Below are 14,157 nucleotides of genomic sequence, written 5' to 3' on the forward strand. Positions count from 1 at the left end.
ATGTGGCTTTTCGGGTGATTGTTCGCTGATCGACGAAGGACGCCGGCCTGCGGCCGGCGCCCCTTCTGTCCTGTCCGGAGTGCTCAGATCCGGGTCTGCCTGCCACGGGCCTGCATGTGCTGCATGGGGCCGAGGTTGCCGGCGGCGGGCGGGCCCTGCGGCGGGCGCTCGTTGGAGGCGTGCGTCATGCCGGACGCGGACGCGATGCCGCGCGCGATGGTCGCCGGCGTCGCCGTCACGGGGCGGTTGGTGGCCGTCGCCGCCGGGCGGTCGACCGTGGTCTTCGTGGCGGCCTCCTCGCAGAAGCGCTTGAAGCCCTTGAGGTCCGCCTTGAGCCGCCGGTTGAGCACCTCGACGGCGTGCTGCTCGGTCGGCATCAGCTCGCGGGCGTCGATCTGCAGCTCCGCGATGACCCTGGTCATGCCGTCGGCCATCGGCTCGAGCCGCAGCGCCTCGCTGACCTGCGGGCCGTCGAGAGCCTCCCAGCACAGGAACTCGCCGGGGCGCGTCTCGGTGATCCGGGCGTCGAACTCCGCGCGGTTGCCGCCGATGTCCAGCACCATGTGGGCCGTCGAGGCGTCGATCGGCGCCATGCTCATCACCCCGGACATGAACTGCGGGTAGTTCTCGAAGTGGGTGAGCTGCTCGTACGCGACCCCGGCCGGGACGGCCACCTCAATGGACTCTCTCGCTGTGCTCATGGCGACCCCCTAGTCTCGGATGCCCAAACACCGTACCGACGGGTTAGACCTAGTTGAGACCGATTCGCGGTTTCTGCAACGGTTACCACGCCGATGGCCCCCGCGCCATCGCGCGGGGGCCATCAGTCACCGGGGGAGGTGAGCAATCAGACGATCAGGGTCCAGGTGTCCAGCGTGCCGGTGTCACCGGCGAAGACGTCCTGCACGCGGAGGGTCCACACGCCGTTGCGGGTCTCCGTGGAGAGGTTCACGGTGTAGGTCGCGGTCAGGTTGGCCACGTCGTCACCGGAGATCGAGGACTTCAGCTTGTACGCGGTGCCGTCCGGGGCGATCAGGTCGACACGCAGGTCGCCACGGTCGGTGTGCTTCACGGCCACCTTGACGGTCGAGGTCTTGGAGGCGGTCCCGGCGCAGCCGGCGATGGTGACCTTGCTGTTGACGGTGGCCCGGTCGGCGATGAAGTAGTCGGCGTTGTTGGAGGCCGCGGCGCAGGTGGCCGGGGTGGTCGGCGTCGTCGGGGTGGTCGGGGTGGTGGTCGGCGGGTTGGTCGGCGCGGTCGTGGAGATCAGCGCGGTGGTGTTGAGCAGCTTGTTGGGCGAGCCGGTGCCGGCGCCCGTGACCTTGCCGCTGACGGCGCCGTTGACGATCGCGTCGCGGACCTGCGCCGGGGTGGCGGTCGGGTGACCGGCCAGGTAGAGGGCGGCCGCGCCGGCGACGTGCGGGCTGGCCATCGAGGTGCCGCTCATCTTGGTCGTGCCGGTGTTGCCGCTGTTGGCGCTGGACAGGATGCTCACGCCGGGCGCGAACAGGTCCAGGCAGCTGCCGAAGTTGGAGAAGCTGGCGCGGGCGTCCTTGCTGTCGGTGGCGCCGACCGTGATCGCCTCGGGCAGGCGGGCCGGGGACTTCGTGCAGGCGTTGGCGGAGTCGTTGCCGCCGGCGACGACATACGTGACGCCCGACGCGATCGACTTCTTCACCGCGTCGTCGAGCGTGGAGCCGGCCGAGCCGCCGAGGCTCATGTTGGCGACGGCGGGCTTGACGGCGTTCTTCGTCACCCAGTCGACGCCGGCGATGATCTGCGAGTAGGAGCCGCTGCCCTGGCAGTCCAGCACCCGGACGCCGACGAGCTTGACGTCCTTCGCGACGCCGTAGGTGGCGCCGCCGACGGTGCCGGCGACGTGCGTGCCGTGGCCCTGGCAGTCCGTCGCGTCCGAGTCCTTGTCGACGAAGTCGTAGCCGGACTTGGCGCGGCCGCCGAACTCGCTGTGGGTGAGCCGGATGCCGGTGTCGATGATGTACGCGGTGACGTTGCCGGCCGGCCCGTAGGTGTAGCTGCCGTTGAGCGGCAGGGCCGCCTGGTCGATGCGGTCCAGGCCCCACGTCGCGCCGGACTGGGTGGCCTCGACGTGCACGACGCGGTCCTGCTCGACGTACTTGACGGCCGGGTCGGCGGCGAGGCGGCGCGCGGAGGTCGCGCTCATCTTGCCGGAGAAGCCCTTGACGGTGCTGTCGAACCGCGTGCTCACCGAGCCGCCGACCTTGCCCGCGAGGGCGTCGGAGGACGTCGTCGAGCCGTCCTTCAGGACCACGATGTAGCGGTCCTTGAGCGCCCCGGCCTCGCCGGCACCGCGGACGGTGCCTTCGGCGGGGGCGGCCGCGGCGGCGGATGCGAAGGAGAAGGAGCCGGCAGCGGCGGCGGTCATGGCCAGAACGGTGAGGACGCGGCGGTTCATCATATTTCTACATCCCTTGCTTTCACATTTGCTGTCATTGCCTTGCAGAAAGAAGATTGCGGGCCGTCGGTGGTGCTCCCGGGACCCGCCGGGTAGCAGCGCAGTTGCCCCGTCCCCCGGTTCGGGCCGCCGGCCGGCGACCGGTGGACACCGAAAAGGGCCGCCCGGGACGGGCGGCCCATTTCCTCCGTGACGGGGTCAGATCTTGACGTTGAAACGCGGGTCGGCGGCGATCTTCCGGAACGCCGCGAGGGCCTCCGGGGTGTCGTCCATGCGGATGTCGTGACCGTTCTGGTCCTTGGCGGTCTCGAAGTAGACCAGGCCCTTGATCTGCGGCATCTTCGCCAGCTGCGGCAGGACGGTGGCGAACACGTTCGCCTTGTTCTTGCCGTCGACGACCGTCGACGAGTCGTAGACGCCCCACTCGGCGACCATGATTGGCTTGCCGGGGTGCTTGGTGGTGGCCCAGGTGTACCAGCCGGGGAACTTCGCCGCGTCGGTGGTGCGGTTCATCATGTAGTTGAAGTCACCGGTGTGGAAGCCGCCGGGCTGCGCGTTGTTGTAGGTGTCGACGCCGACCCAGTCCACGACGTCGTCGCCGGGGTAGAGGTCGCCCCACCAGGACGTGTTGTTCCACTTCTCGTAGTTCATGTAGGCAACGACGAAGACGGCGTTGGCGACCCCGTTGGCCTTCATGCGCAGGACGGTGTGGCGGAACATCGCGGCGTAGTCCTTGGCGGTCATGCCCGAGCCCGCCGTGGCGACGACGTCGTTCTCCGGCTCGTGGTGCAGGACCATGAAGAACTTCTTCGTGCCGTAGTTGGTCTTGATGTAGGTCGAGAGGCGGTCGATGCGGGCGTCCTGGTCACCGTTGGCGACGTTGGCCCACTTCGTGCCGTAGCCGACCTTCCAGTTCAGCATCAGCGTCCGCGGGTTGGCCGGGTCGCTGGTCATCGCGATCTCGTTCTTGGTGGGGAAGAGCTCGTCGCCCTTGTGGTACGTGTGATAGATCGTCGACGTCCGGCCGCTCTTCTGCTCGAAGGTCTTCAGCGCCTCGTCGCGCGGCACGTCGGAGAAGCCGCCGGCGGCCGCGCCCCACAGCACGCCGCAGGAGGGGACGAGCTTCGCGTCGACGGCGCAGCCACCGGCCGGCGTGGTCGGTGCCGGCGTCGTGGGGGCGGGCGTCGTCGGCGTGGCCACGGGCTTGCTCGGGGTGGGGGCCGGCTTGCTCGGGGTGGGAGCCGGCTTGGTCGGGGTAGGAGCCGGCTTGGTCGGCGTGGGGGTGGCCTCCACCGGCGGCTTGGTGGCGGCCGGCCGGGCGACGGTGAGGTTCAGGCTGGGCTTGCCGGTGGCCGCCTCGGAGGACCTGAAGCGGGCCGGGGTGTTGGCGACCCGGGAGGTCACCGCGAACGTGTACGTCCCGGCGCCCTTGACGACCGCGCTGACGTCGAAGGTGACGGCGGCCGCGTCGCTCTTCGGCTTGGCGTTGCTGACGACCGCGCCGATCGCCGGGTCGTTCTTCGCCGTCAGGGACTTCTCGGTCCAGGTCGTGTCGGCGACCCGGCTCAGCGACAGGGCGTTCGGCAGCGCCTTGCTCTCCCGGGTCAGCACGACCTGGGCGTTCTTGACGGTCGCGCCGGGGCCGGGGTTCGCGACCGTGAACTTCAGGTACGTGACCATCGTGTCGGCGCCGGAGCGGCCGGCGACGAGGGTGTCCGAGGCGCCGAAGTTGAACGACGGGCGGCTGCTGGAGCTGTAGCCGTCCTCACCCGCTCCGGTGCGGACGACGCTCGTGGTCGAGGCGCCGGCGGTGCCGGTGGCCTCCGCGCCGGCCATGCCGGTGAGGGACACGGCGCCGGCGGTGGCACCAATGGTGAGCGCGGCGAGCGGCATCAATGCGCGGGTGTGGCGGCGAATCATGTATGGAGGCCCTTCCGTGGATGCAAATCCTGTGGAGCGGTGTCGCAGTCCGGCCGGTGTCATCCGGACCTCCACAAGATTCGGCACCTCGGGGTACACCCCTGGTTCGCCGTGCGTTGCCGTTCGGGTGCCCGGTCCTTGTGCGAGCTGTCCACAGTGGACGTGGCAGGCGTGCACGGTGCGGAAATGCAGGTGGTGTCGAGAAGTTGCCGGGCGGGTATGTGACCTTCACCGGTGATGCATCGGACGAACGGGCAGAGTCGGCAACCTGGCTGTGACCAAAAGCCAACGCTTACGAACTAGTCGCTTAATTCAGGCGAACGTACTGTTAGGTAGGTAAGGCTCAACACTCAGAAAAGCCACATTTCAAGCAGCAGCTGACCGCTTCGACTCGAGGAGACTGAGATGACCCCGATGCTGATCTCGCGCCCGGCCGTTCACGTCGTCCCCGAGCTGACGGGGGAGCGCTGCGACAGCTGCGGTGCCGCCGCCAAGGCTCGCGTGACCTTCGGCGCCGCCGGTGACCTGGCCTTCTGCGGGCACCACACCAACAAGTTCGCCGACCGGATCGCCGCCACCGCCGACAAGATCGTGGTCGAGGCGGGCTTCGACTGGCGCGGCTGACACGCCGACCCGCGAAGGCGGGCTTCCCCACGGGGAGGCCCGCCTTTTGCTTGCGTGCGTGTTGTCCGTTAGGTAGCGAAAAATCGGATTTGTGATAGCTAGCATCGGAGCGTGCGACGCAAGCCGAGCCCTCATCCGCGACCCGCCCCGATGGTGGGCCGGCCCGCCGCCCTGCTCGCCGTCGCCGGAGTGTTCCTCGTCGCGTTTTCGCTGTCTGTACCGGCGATGCTCCAGCAAGCGCTGTCCGGCCTCGCCATGCTCGTGGCGCTCGCCGCGGCCGGTGCGGCGGTGCTGCTGGTGCGGCAGCGGTCCGATCGGCTCAGGCGGTCGCTCGCCAGTTCGTCGGCGCGCAGCAAGGGGCTGGAGCGGGAGCTGCGGCAGCGCGCCACCCGTGACCCGGTGACCGGGCTGGCCAACCGGCGGCAGCTCACCGAACGGCTCGACAGGGTGCTCACCGGGGCGTCGCCGCCGGGTTTCACGGTCGCGCTCCTCGACCTCGACGGCTTCAAGGACGTCAACGACACGCTCGGCCACGAGGCCGGCGACGAGCTGCTCAAGCAGGTGTCGCACCGGCTGCGGGCGGCGCTGCCCGACGCCGACGTCCTGGCCCGCCTCGGCGACGACGAGTTCGCGGTCGTCTGGCGCGGCGCTTCGGACGCGTTCGAGGCGGCGTTCGCGCAGCTGCGGCCGTCGTACCCGGTGGCCGGCCGCCAGGTGCACCTCACCGGCAGCGCCGGGCTCGTCGCGGTCGGCGACCAGCGCAGCTCCGCCGACGTGCTGCGCGACGCCGATCTGGCCCTGGACGCGGCGAAGACGGCCGGCAAGGACCGGGTCGTCCGCTTCGAGCCCGACCTGCGCGCCGCCGCGGCCCGCCACCGCGAGCTGGCCTCGGGGCTGCGCCGGGCCCTTGCCGCGGGCGAGTTCGAGCTGCACTACCAGCCGGTCGTCCGCCTGCTCGACGAGCGGGTCACCGCGGTCGAGGCGCTGCTGCGCTGGCCGGCCGGCGGGGTGCCGCCGCTGACCTTCATCCCGGTCGCCGAGGCCATCGGGATGATCGTGCCGCTGGGCTGGTGGGTGCTGCGGCAGGCGTGCACCGACGCGAAGGCGTGGTTCGAGCGCGACGGGGTCGCCGTGACCGTCAACGTGTCCGGGCACCAGCTGCGCGAGGAGGACTTCGCCGAGCGGGTCCTCGCGGTGCTCGACGAGACCGGGCTGCCGCCCGCCGCGCTGGTCCTGGAGCTCACCGAGTCGGTGCTCGTCGACGACGCCGAGCGCACGGCGCGGCTCGGGCTGCTGCGGGAGCGGGGCGTGCGGATCGCCGTCGACGACTTCGGCACCGGGTATTCGTCGCTGGCGTACCTCGTACACCTCCCGGTCGACATCCTCAAGATCGACCGGACCTTCACGGCCTCGGGTGTCGACTCGACCCTGATGAAGGTGATCCTGCAGCTGGCGGAGGGGTTGTCGCTGCACACGGTCGCCGAGGGGGTCGAGACCGCCGCGCAGGCCCAGGCGTTGAAGGCGCTGGGCTGCCAGTACGCGCAGGGCTACCTGTACTCCCGGCCCGTGCCGGCGGCGCAACTGTCGTTTTGACGGTGTCACCCTGTCCGCAACCCGGCGGACACGGCGGTACACCTGCGGGAGCGTGTGATTGGAGGAGCCGAAGGGGGTACAAGATGACGCCGCAGCTTCTGGAACACGTCCGGGCCGAAGCACTGTTCGTCTCCGACGTGCAGTCCTCCGATCAGATGAGCCCCGAGCACATCCGCACCGCGGTGATGCGCAGCGTCCGGCGGCACGGGCCGCGTGGCTGCGCCGCACTGGTCGCGCACGAGTTCGGGGAGCACCCCGACACCGCCGTCAGCCGGATGGGCTGGGTCCTGGGCGCGGTGCGGCTGGCGTACGCCGCCTGAGGTGTTCTTGTCGTACCCCTGGGTGAGAATCCGGGGTATGAGATTCGTCGAGCTGGCCTCCGTCTCCGCCGACGTCGCGCGGACCCCGGGGCGCAACGCCAAGATCGACCTACTCGCCGACGCGCTGCGGAAGCTGGAGCCTTCCGAGCTTTCGCCGGGCGCCTCCTACCTGTCCGGTGAGCTGCGCCAGCGCCAGACCGGCGTCGGCTATGCGTCGCTGCGGGAGCTGCCACCGCCCGCCGAGACCGCCTCCCTGTCCGTCACCGACGTCGACGAGGCCTTCGCCGCCATGTCGCGGCTGTCCGGCAAGGGCTCGCAGGCGGCCCGGCGGCAGGCCGTCGCCGAGCTCTTCGGCGCCGCCACCGAGCCCGAGCGCCGCTTCCTGATCGGCCTGCTCAGCGGCGAGCTGCGGCAGGGCGCCCAGGCCGGCCTCCTCGTCGACGCCGTCGCCCGCGCCTCCGGCGTCCCCATCGCCCAGGTCCGCCGCGCCCTGCTGCTCGCCGGCGACCTGAAGCTCGTGGCCGCCGACGCCCTCACCGGCGGCGCCGACGCCCTCGCCGGCTATGCGCTCACCGTCGGCCGCCCGCTCTCCCCGATGCTCGCCCAGAGCGCCGCCACCCCCACCGACGCCCTCGCCGACACGGGCGTCCCCGCCGCCGCCGACACGAAGATCGACGGCGTCCGCATCCAGGTCCACCGCACCGGCGACCAGATCTCGGTCTTCAGCCGCAGCCTCGACGACCTCACCGCCCGCGTCCCCGTGGTCGTCGAGGCCGTCCGCGCCCTCGACGTCACCTCGATCGTCCTCGACGGCGAGGCCGTCGGCGTCGACGACACCGGCCGCGCCGTCCCCTTCCAGGAGACCTCCAGCCGCGCCGCCCGCCGCGACGGCACCGCCGTGCTCCAGCCGTTCTTCTTCGACATCCTGCACCTGGACGGCGCCGACCTGCTCGACGAGCCGGCCTCCGTGCGCTGGGCGGCCCTGGAGCGCGCCGTCCCCGCCGGCCTGCGCGTCGAGCGCACCATGCTCACCTCACCCGACGACGCCGAGCGCGTCTTCGCCGCCGCCGTCGCCGCCGGCCACGAGGGCCTCGTCATCAAGTCCGCCGCCGCCCCCTATGACGTCGGCCGGCGCGGCTCCGCCTGGGTCAAGGTCAAGCCCCGCCACACCCTCGACCTGGTAGTCCTCGCCGTCGAGTGGGGCCACGGCCGCCGCAAGGGCCTGCTGTCCAACCTCCACCTCGGCGCCCGCGACCCCGAGACCGGCGGCTTCGTCATGCTCGGCAAGACCTTCAAGGGCATGACCGACGAGATGCTCCGCTGGCAGACCGACCGCCTGAAGTCCCTCGCCGTCGAAGAGTCCGACTGGGTCGTCAAGGTCCGCCCCGAGCTGGTCGTGGAGATCGCCTTCGACGGCGTCCAGAAATCTCCCCGCTACCCCGGCGGCGTGGCCCTGCGCTTCGCCCGCGTCCTGCGCTACCGCGAGGACAAACGCCCCGAGGACGCCGACACCATCGACGCCGTCCGCGCCATCCACACCTCCACCCACCCCACCGACTCCTGACCCGATCCCACCCCCACTGACCTCGCCACCCACCCACCTCGCAGCCGGGCGTCCTGGCTCGTGTGCCCTTTGCCCCACGGCGTGCGTCCTGCCTCCGCGGTCGGCGTCCTACCTCTGCGGGCAGGTTGGGGGGTCGCTGGCCTCGGGGTCGGGTTGGGTCGCTGGCCTCGGGTCGGGTTGGGTCGTGCCGTTGGTGCCGTTGGTGCCGTTGGTGCCGTTCGCGCGGGTGGGCCGCTGTGCTGTCGCCGGCACGGGCAGCCCGGCAGTGGCGCTGGCCTCTGTCGGTGGACCGTTGCGCTGTCGGCCTCCGCGGGCGGTGTTCTGTCTTCACGGGCGGGCTGGTCGCCGGGCTCCGGGGTCAGGTTGGGTGGGTCGCTGGGCTCCGGGGTCAGGCTGGGTGGGTCGCTGGGCTATGGGGTCGGGTTGGGTCGTGATGTTGCTGCCGTTCGCGTGGGTGGGCCGTTGTGTGGTCGGGCCTCCGCGGGCAGCCTGGCAGTGGCGCTGGCCTCGGTGGACTGTTGTGCCGTCGGCCTCCGCGGGCGGTGTTCTGTCTTCACGGGCGGGCTGGTCGTCGGGCTCCGGGGTCAGGTTGGGTGGGTCGCTGGGTTCTGGGGTCGGGTTGGGTCGTGATGTTGCTGCCGTTCGCGTGGGTGGGCCGTTGTGTGGTCGGGCCTCCGCGGGCAGCCTGGCAGTGGCGCTGGCCTCAGCCTGGCAGTGGCGCTGGCCTCGGTGGACTGTTGTGCCGTCGGCCTCCGCGGGCGGTGTCCTGTCTTCACGGGCGGGCTGGTCGTCGGGCTCCGGGGTCAGGTTGGGTCGTGATGTTGCTGCCGTTCGCGTGGGTGGGCCGTTGTGTGGTCGGGCCTCCGCGGGCAGCCGGGTCGTGGTGCTGGCTTCTGTCGGTGGACCGTTGCGCCGCCGGTCCCCGCGGGTGGTGTCCTGCCTCCGCGGTTGGGTCGTGTGGACGGTCTCCGTGGGCAGGCCGTTTGTGTCGCGGTGTCCGTGGGCCGGGCGGGTCGTGATGTGGTCATCGTCCGAGCTGGCAGGGTCGTGACGGGCGGGTCTTGGGCTCCGTGACGGGTTGGCCGAGAGCGAGCCAGAGTGTGCGGTTGGTGGGTGCGTTGCTCGCCCAGGTGCGAGTGGGGCCTTCCGGCTTCCCCGCCGGGTGGGTCCGGTTGCGACGGCCTCCGTGGGCGGACCGGTTGTGGCGACGGCTCCGGGCGGGCCGGTTCGTGGTGCCGGTCTTCGTGGGCAGAACCGGTTTGTGGCGAAGTGTTCGTTAATGGGTTGAGATGCGGTCGAGATCCTTATTGGTGGGGTCCTGATGAACGGACGCCTGCGCGCAGCGTCGGCTGCAGCGGATTTCTCTGGCGCTCACAGGCGCTCCCGGGGTGCCGCGCTGTCGGCTTCTGGACTCGAGCCGGGCGACAGGTCGGGGTCATGACTTGTGGGGTTATGCGGGGGAGTCCGCGAGGTCGTCGAGGAGGTCTTCGGGTTCGGGGCCTCGGGCTTCCTTGCGGGCGAGGTAGGCGAAACCGAACAGCGTGAGGATGGCCAGGAGCCACCACTGCAGGACGTAGCCGGCGTTCTGCAGGGCGTTCTGCTTCTCGGGGGCCACCGCGGTCAGGCCGGGGGCGGGCTGGTCGGTGCTGACGTAGGCGTTGTACACCGGGTACGGCATCGACGGGGCGAGGGCCGACGGGGTGATGCGGCGGATCTCCAGGCGGCCGTTGACCTCCTTGGGCGGGCCGCCGCGGCTCTCCGACGGGCGGAGGCGGCCGAGGACGGTCTGCTCGCCGGGCGGGGCAGGAGGGACCGACGGCATGGCGAGGGCGCCTGACTCGGCGGGGGGCACCCAGCCGCGGTCGACGAGCACGGCGGTGCCGTCGGGCAGGACCAGCGGGGTGAGCACCTCGAAGCCCACCCGGCCCTCGACGGTGCGGCCGCGGACGAGGATCTCGCGGGACGGGTCGAACTGGCCGGTGACCTGCACGCGGAGCCACTCCGTGTCGGCGTGGGGGGCGGGGCCGGTGGTGCCGGGGGTGCCGGCGGGGCGGGGGACGGCGTCGGTGAGCGGGACCGGGGTGGCCGACGTGCCCGCCGTGATGCGGGCGTTGATCGACGCGCGCTGGTGATAGCGGTCGAGCTGCCAGAGGCCCAGAAGCACCATGACCGTCGCGGCGGCGACGGTCAGCGCGGCGTAGCCGAGCCACCGGGGCGACGCGAGAAACCGGTACACAAGCAAGAACGGTATCCGGTGCGTTCCGGACAGTTGCTGTGGCGCCCACCCGGTATCGTCCGGGACACACGTTTGCCCCAGCGCCAGAGGAGCATCATGAGCACGATCCCGAGGCTGGTGATCAGCGCGCCATCCTCCGGTCACGGCAAGACTGCCGTTTCCGTAGGCCTGCTGTCCGCGCTGTCGGCCCGGGGTTACCGGGCCGCCGGGTTCAAGATCGGTCCGGACCACGTCGACGCCGCGTATCTCGGGCTGGCCGCGGGACGGCCCGGGCGGAATCTCGATCCGCGGATGATCGGGGCGAAGCGGGTGGGGCCGCTGTTCGCGCACGGGGCACAGTCGCTGGACATCGCGGTCGTCGAGGGCACGATGGGGCTGTTCGACGGGCTCGCGGGCCGCACCGACAGCGAGTCCACGGCGCAGATCTCCGGCCTGCTGCGGGCGCCCGTGGTCCTGGTCGTGGACGTCGGCGCCATGGGGCAGTCGGTGGCCGCTCTGGTGCATGGCTTCCGGGCGTACGACGAGCTGCTGTGGCTCGGCGGCGTCATCCTCAACCGGGTCGCCTCGTCGCGGCACGAGCAGCTGCTGCGCGAGGCGCTCGACGACATCGGGGTGCCGGTGCTCGGCGCGCTGCGTCGCCACGCGCTCACCGACATCGGCGACGCCGGCGCGCCGCTGCCGTCGCGGCACCACGGGGTCGCGCCCGTGGTCCACCACAACCTCGACGCGGTCCGCGCGGTGCGGCGCCTCGGCGAGGTGATCGCGGGGGCCGTCGACATCGACCGGGTGATGGCCCTGGCCCGCTCCGCGCCCCGGCTCACCACCGACCCGTGGAACGCCGCCGAGGAGGTCGCCGCCGCGCGGGTCGCCGAGCCGGCCGTCACGCGCATCGGCCGCCGCCCGGTCATCGGGGTCGCGTTCGCCTACCCGGAGACCGCCGAGCTGCTCACCGCCGCCGGTGCCGAGGTCGTGCCGTTCGACCCGCTGCGCGACGAGGCGCTCCCCGCCGGCGTGGACGGTCTCGTCGTCGGCGGCGCGCTCCCCGAGTCGTACGCGGAGGAGCTCGGCTTCAACACCCGCCTCCGCGCCGCCGTCGCCGCGCACGCCGCCGCCGGCAAGCCGATCGCCGCGGAGGGCACCGGCCTGGTGTGGCTCTGCCGCGACTTCAACGGCCGGCCCATGTGCGGTGTCGTCGACGCCTCGGCCCGCGAGACCGACCTGGTCGTCCTGGGGTACCGGGAGGCGACCGCCCGCAGCTCGTCGGTGCTGCTCCCGGTCGGTGCCCAGGTCGTCGGGCACAAGATGCACCGGACCACGATCAGCCCCCGGGCCGGCCTGCAGGCCGCCTGGACCTGGGCCGGCGGCCCCGCGGAGGGCTTCGTGCACCGCGGCGTCCACGCGTCGTACCTCGGCCTGCACTGGGCCGGCACGCCGTCCATCGCGTCCCGCTTCGTGGCCTCGGCCGGCGCCGCCGCCACGCCGGTGCACGGGCAGTGGACGACACCGAGCACCCATCCGTATGGCCGTCCGTCCGTGGCACCGGCGGCGCAAGCCCCGTCGGGCGGCACGACCCTGCAGTTCCCGGCCGCCCCGGTGAGCGGCACCGCCGCCGTGCCGGCAGCGGCGGACACCGGCGACGCCCGGATCGGCCTGACCAAGCCCGACCCGGCGCGCACCCCGGCCCCGCCCGGCGCGAGCCCCGTCTCCGCACCGGCCGGCTTCGCCCCGGCTGGCGTGAGCGCGCCCGGCCTGGGCACGCCCCCGGCCGCCAGCCCCGTGTCGGTCCCCGGCCCGGTCTCGGCACCTGCCGGGTACACCGCCCCGCCGACGACGTACTCGCCGCCCGCTCCGGTGGTCGGACCGGGCGCGCTCCCGGTGGCGGGCGCCGAGGAGCCGCCGACCGCGGCCATCGCGACCCAGGAGCCCCGGCGGCCCCAGGAGCCGATCGCGGCCATCGCGACCCAGGGGCCCCAGCCGCCGGCCGAGGCCGGCAGCGCTCAGGACGAGCAGCACGAAGACCAGGACGGCATCGCGTCGAGCCCGTTCGGCCCCACCAGCCGGGTGGCGGTCGCCCTGGCGTCCGCGAGCCAGACCGCCGGAGCTGAAACCGCGGTGACGGGCGACGCCGGAGCGGACACCGCGGCTGCTGAGGCGAGCGTTGGGGTGTCTTCCCCCGCGAACGCGCCCGCGACGGCCTCCGGGCTGCCATCGTCTGGGGTTGTGCCGACGACTGTCTCCGCCCCGCCCATGTCCGTCTCGACCCCACCCGCAGGCACGGCCCCCGGCGACGCCGCCGAGGCGGCCGGGACCGTCGCCGCGTCCAGCCCCGTGTCCGGGCCCGGCGTGGCCGGCGCGGGTGCCGTCGCGGTCGACGCCGTGATCGCGACCGGCCAGGCCGGCGCCGCCGAGGCCGCCGGATCCGTCGGCGCGTCCGGGCCGGTGTCGACCCCGCCGTCGAGCGCCGGGAGCGGCCACCAGTGGCCGGCCGATCCGGCGACGTCGGCGGCCGTGCCGGTCTCGCCCGCCCCGATGCCGACCGTCGCCGCGCCCGTGTCGGCGGCGCCCGGCGGGATGACGGCGATCCCCGCCGCCGAGCGCCTGGAGGAGGCGCCGACGGCGTACCTGCAGCTGCCGGTCCAGGAGAGCGACCCGGTCTCCGCACCCCCGGCCACGACGCAAGCGCTCCCGGCCACGACGCAAGCGCCGCAGGCCACGCCACAGGCGCCGCAGGCCACGACGCAAGCGCCGCAGGCCACGCCGCAGGCGCCGCAGGCCGTGGTGCAGCGGCCGGCGACCGAGGGGGCCGAGGGGGACGGGCCGCCGACGTCGGGTCCGCCCGCCGGCGGTGCGACGGAGGCCGCCTAGTGTCGACCTGGTCGGTGGCGCTGCGCCGCTTCCCGTCGCTGTCGGTCCAGACGCCCAGGCTCACGGTGCGCCCGCTGTGCGCCGACGACGACAAGCGGGTCGGTGAGATCTTCGCCGACAAGCTCGTCCGGCGGTGGCTGCCGATCGCGCAGGACGACAACAGCGAGTTCGACGGCTACGCCTGGTGCACGGAGCTGGCCGTCGAGCGCCGGGACAGCGGCGCCGGCGACCACTACGGGATCGTGCGGCGCGAGGACGAGCGGCTCGTCGGCTGCCTGTGGACGAAGAACACGGACTGGCTGACCAGGTCGACGGAGATCGCGTACGCGGTGGCCGCCGACGCCCGCGGCTACGGCGTCGCGCCCGAGGCGGTCGACGTACTGGCGCTGTCGCTGCTGCTGGAGCACCGGTTCCAGCGCATCGAGCTGCGGGTCGCCCCCGGCAACGTCGCGTCGCGGCGGGTCGCGGAGAAGGCCGGCTTCACGTACGAGGGGCTCATGCGCAACGCGGGGTCGCTGTACACCGGCCGGGTGGACCTCGAGAGCTGGTCACTGGTCCCGGCCGACATCAGTGGGGGCGTCTGACCGCCCGAGGCGGCGGG

Annotated in this window: 10 protein-coding genes; 6 read left to right on the forward strand and 4 right to left on the reverse strand. The window is 72.5% G+C overall.

Translation table 11 applies throughout. From position 1 onward, the window contains the following. Positions 1-83: 83 nt before the first annotated feature. The 3 genes from AB0I21_RS29430 to AB0I21_RS29440 form a co-directional block, all read right to left on the reverse strand. Entirely contained in the window at positions 84-701 is a 618-nt protein-coding gene (locus AB0I21_RS29430) for an SRPBCC family protein (RefSeq protein WP_360565984.1), read from the reverse strand. Positions 702-847: 146 nt separating this feature from the next. After that, positions 848-2,404, reverse strand: a complete 1,557-nt coding sequence (locus AB0I21_RS29435) for a S8 family serine peptidase (RefSeq protein WP_360565986.1) — start codon at positions 2,402-2,404, stop codon at positions 848-850. 228 nt (positions 2,405-2,632) lie between these two features. Beyond that, complete coding sequence (locus AB0I21_RS29440) at positions 2,633-4,354, reverse strand: DNRLRE domain-containing protein (protein WP_360565987.1); 1,722 nt, start codon at positions 4,352-4,354, stop codon at positions 2,633-2,635. Between the two features lie 405 nt (positions 4,355-4,759). On the opposite strand from AB0I21_RS29440, the gene AB0I21_RS29445 reads away from it, so the two are divergent. The 4 genes from AB0I21_RS29445 (at position 4,760) to AB0I21_RS29460 (ending at position 8,455) form a co-directional block, all read left to right on the forward strand. Beyond that, the gene (locus AB0I21_RS29445) at positions 4,760-4,978 is read left to right on the forward strand and encodes a hypothetical protein (protein WP_033364102.1); all 219 of its coding nucleotides are present in this window, start codon (positions 4,760-4,762) and stop codon (positions 4,976-4,978) included. A gap of 111 nt (positions 4,979-5,089) precedes the next feature. Beyond that, positions 5,090-6,571 carry a bifunctional diguanylate cyclase/phosphodiesterase gene (locus AB0I21_RS29450; RefSeq protein ID WP_360565989.1) on the forward strand — a complete coding sequence of 494 codons (1,482 nt, stop codon included), beginning with the start codon at positions 5,090-5,092 and terminating at the stop codon, positions 6,569-6,571. Positions 6,572-6,654: 83 nt separating this feature from the next. Next, the gene (locus AB0I21_RS29455; protein ID WP_344512018.1) at positions 6,655-6,891 is read left to right on the forward strand and encodes a hypothetical protein; all 237 of its coding nucleotides are present in this window, start codon (positions 6,655-6,657) and stop codon (positions 6,889-6,891) included. A gap of 37 nt (positions 6,892-6,928) precedes the next feature. After that, positions 6,929-8,455 (forward strand): ATP-dependent DNA ligase, encoded by a 1,527-nt coding sequence (locus AB0I21_RS29460; protein WP_360565991.1) that lies wholly within the window; start codon positions 6,929-6,931, stop codon positions 8,453-8,455. Between the two features lie 1,450 nt (positions 8,456-9,905). On the opposite strand, the gene AB0I21_RS29465 is transcribed toward AB0I21_RS29460, so the two are convergent. Continuing rightward, a complete protein-coding gene (locus AB0I21_RS29465; RefSeq protein ID WP_360565993.1) occupies positions 9,906-10,691 on the reverse strand; it encodes an SURF1 family protein in 786 nt (261 codons plus the stop codon). Between the two features lie 96 nt (positions 10,692-10,787). On the opposite strand from AB0I21_RS29465, the gene AB0I21_RS29470 reads away from it, so the two are divergent. Both AB0I21_RS29470 and AB0I21_RS29475 read left to right on the forward strand, forming a co-directional pair. Continuing rightward, positions 10,788-13,556 (forward strand): cobyrinate a,c-diamide synthase, encoded by a 2,769-nt coding sequence (locus tag AB0I21_RS29470; RefSeq protein WP_360565995.1) that lies wholly within the window; start codon positions 10,788-10,790, stop codon positions 13,554-13,556. Continuing rightward, positions 13,556-14,140, forward strand: a complete 585-nt coding sequence (locus tag AB0I21_RS29475; protein ID WP_360565997.1) for a GNAT family N-acetyltransferase — start codon at positions 13,556-13,558, stop codon at positions 14,138-14,140. The genes AB0I21_RS29470 and AB0I21_RS29475 overlap by 1 nt, the downstream gene beginning before the upstream one ends. The last annotated feature ends 17 nt before the right edge of the window (positions 14,141-14,157 follow it).

Source organism: Dactylosporangium sp. NPDC050588 (assembly GCF_040654975.1).
Taxonomy (GTDB): Bacteria; Actinomycetota; Actinomycetes; order Mycobacteriales; family Micromonosporaceae; genus Dactylosporangium; species Dactylosporangium maewongense.

What these genes read in the sequence shown, in the direction of transcription:
- AB0I21_RS29430 (WP_360565984.1), bottom strand. Translation starts at nt 701, where the DNA reads ATGAGCACAGCGAGAGAGTCCATTGAGGTGGCCGTCCCGGCCGGGGTC.
- AB0I21_RS29435 (WP_360565986.1), bottom strand. Translation starts at nt 2,404, where the DNA reads ATGACCGCCGCCGCTGCCGGCTCCTTCTCCTTCGCATCCGCCGCCGCG.
- AB0I21_RS29440 (WP_360565987.1), bottom strand. Translation starts at nt 4,354, where the DNA reads ATGATTCGCCGCCACACCCGCGCATTGATGCCGCTCGCCGCGCTCACC.
- AB0I21_RS29445 (WP_033364102.1), top strand. Translation starts at nt 4,760, where the DNA reads ATGACCCCGATGCTGATCTCGCGCCCGGCCGTTCACGTCGTCCCCGAG.
- AB0I21_RS29455 (WP_344512018.1), top strand. Translation starts at nt 6,655, where the DNA reads ATGACGCCGCAGCTTCTGGAACACGTCCGGGCCGAAGCACTGTTCGTC.
- AB0I21_RS29460 (WP_360565991.1), top strand. Translation starts at nt 6,929, where the DNA reads ATGAGATTCGTCGAGCTGGCCTCCGTCTCCGCCGACGTCGCGCGGACC.
- AB0I21_RS29470 (WP_360565995.1), top strand. Translation starts at nt 10,788, where the DNA reads ATGAGCACGATCCCGAGGCTGGTGATCAGCGCGCCATCCTCCGGTCAC.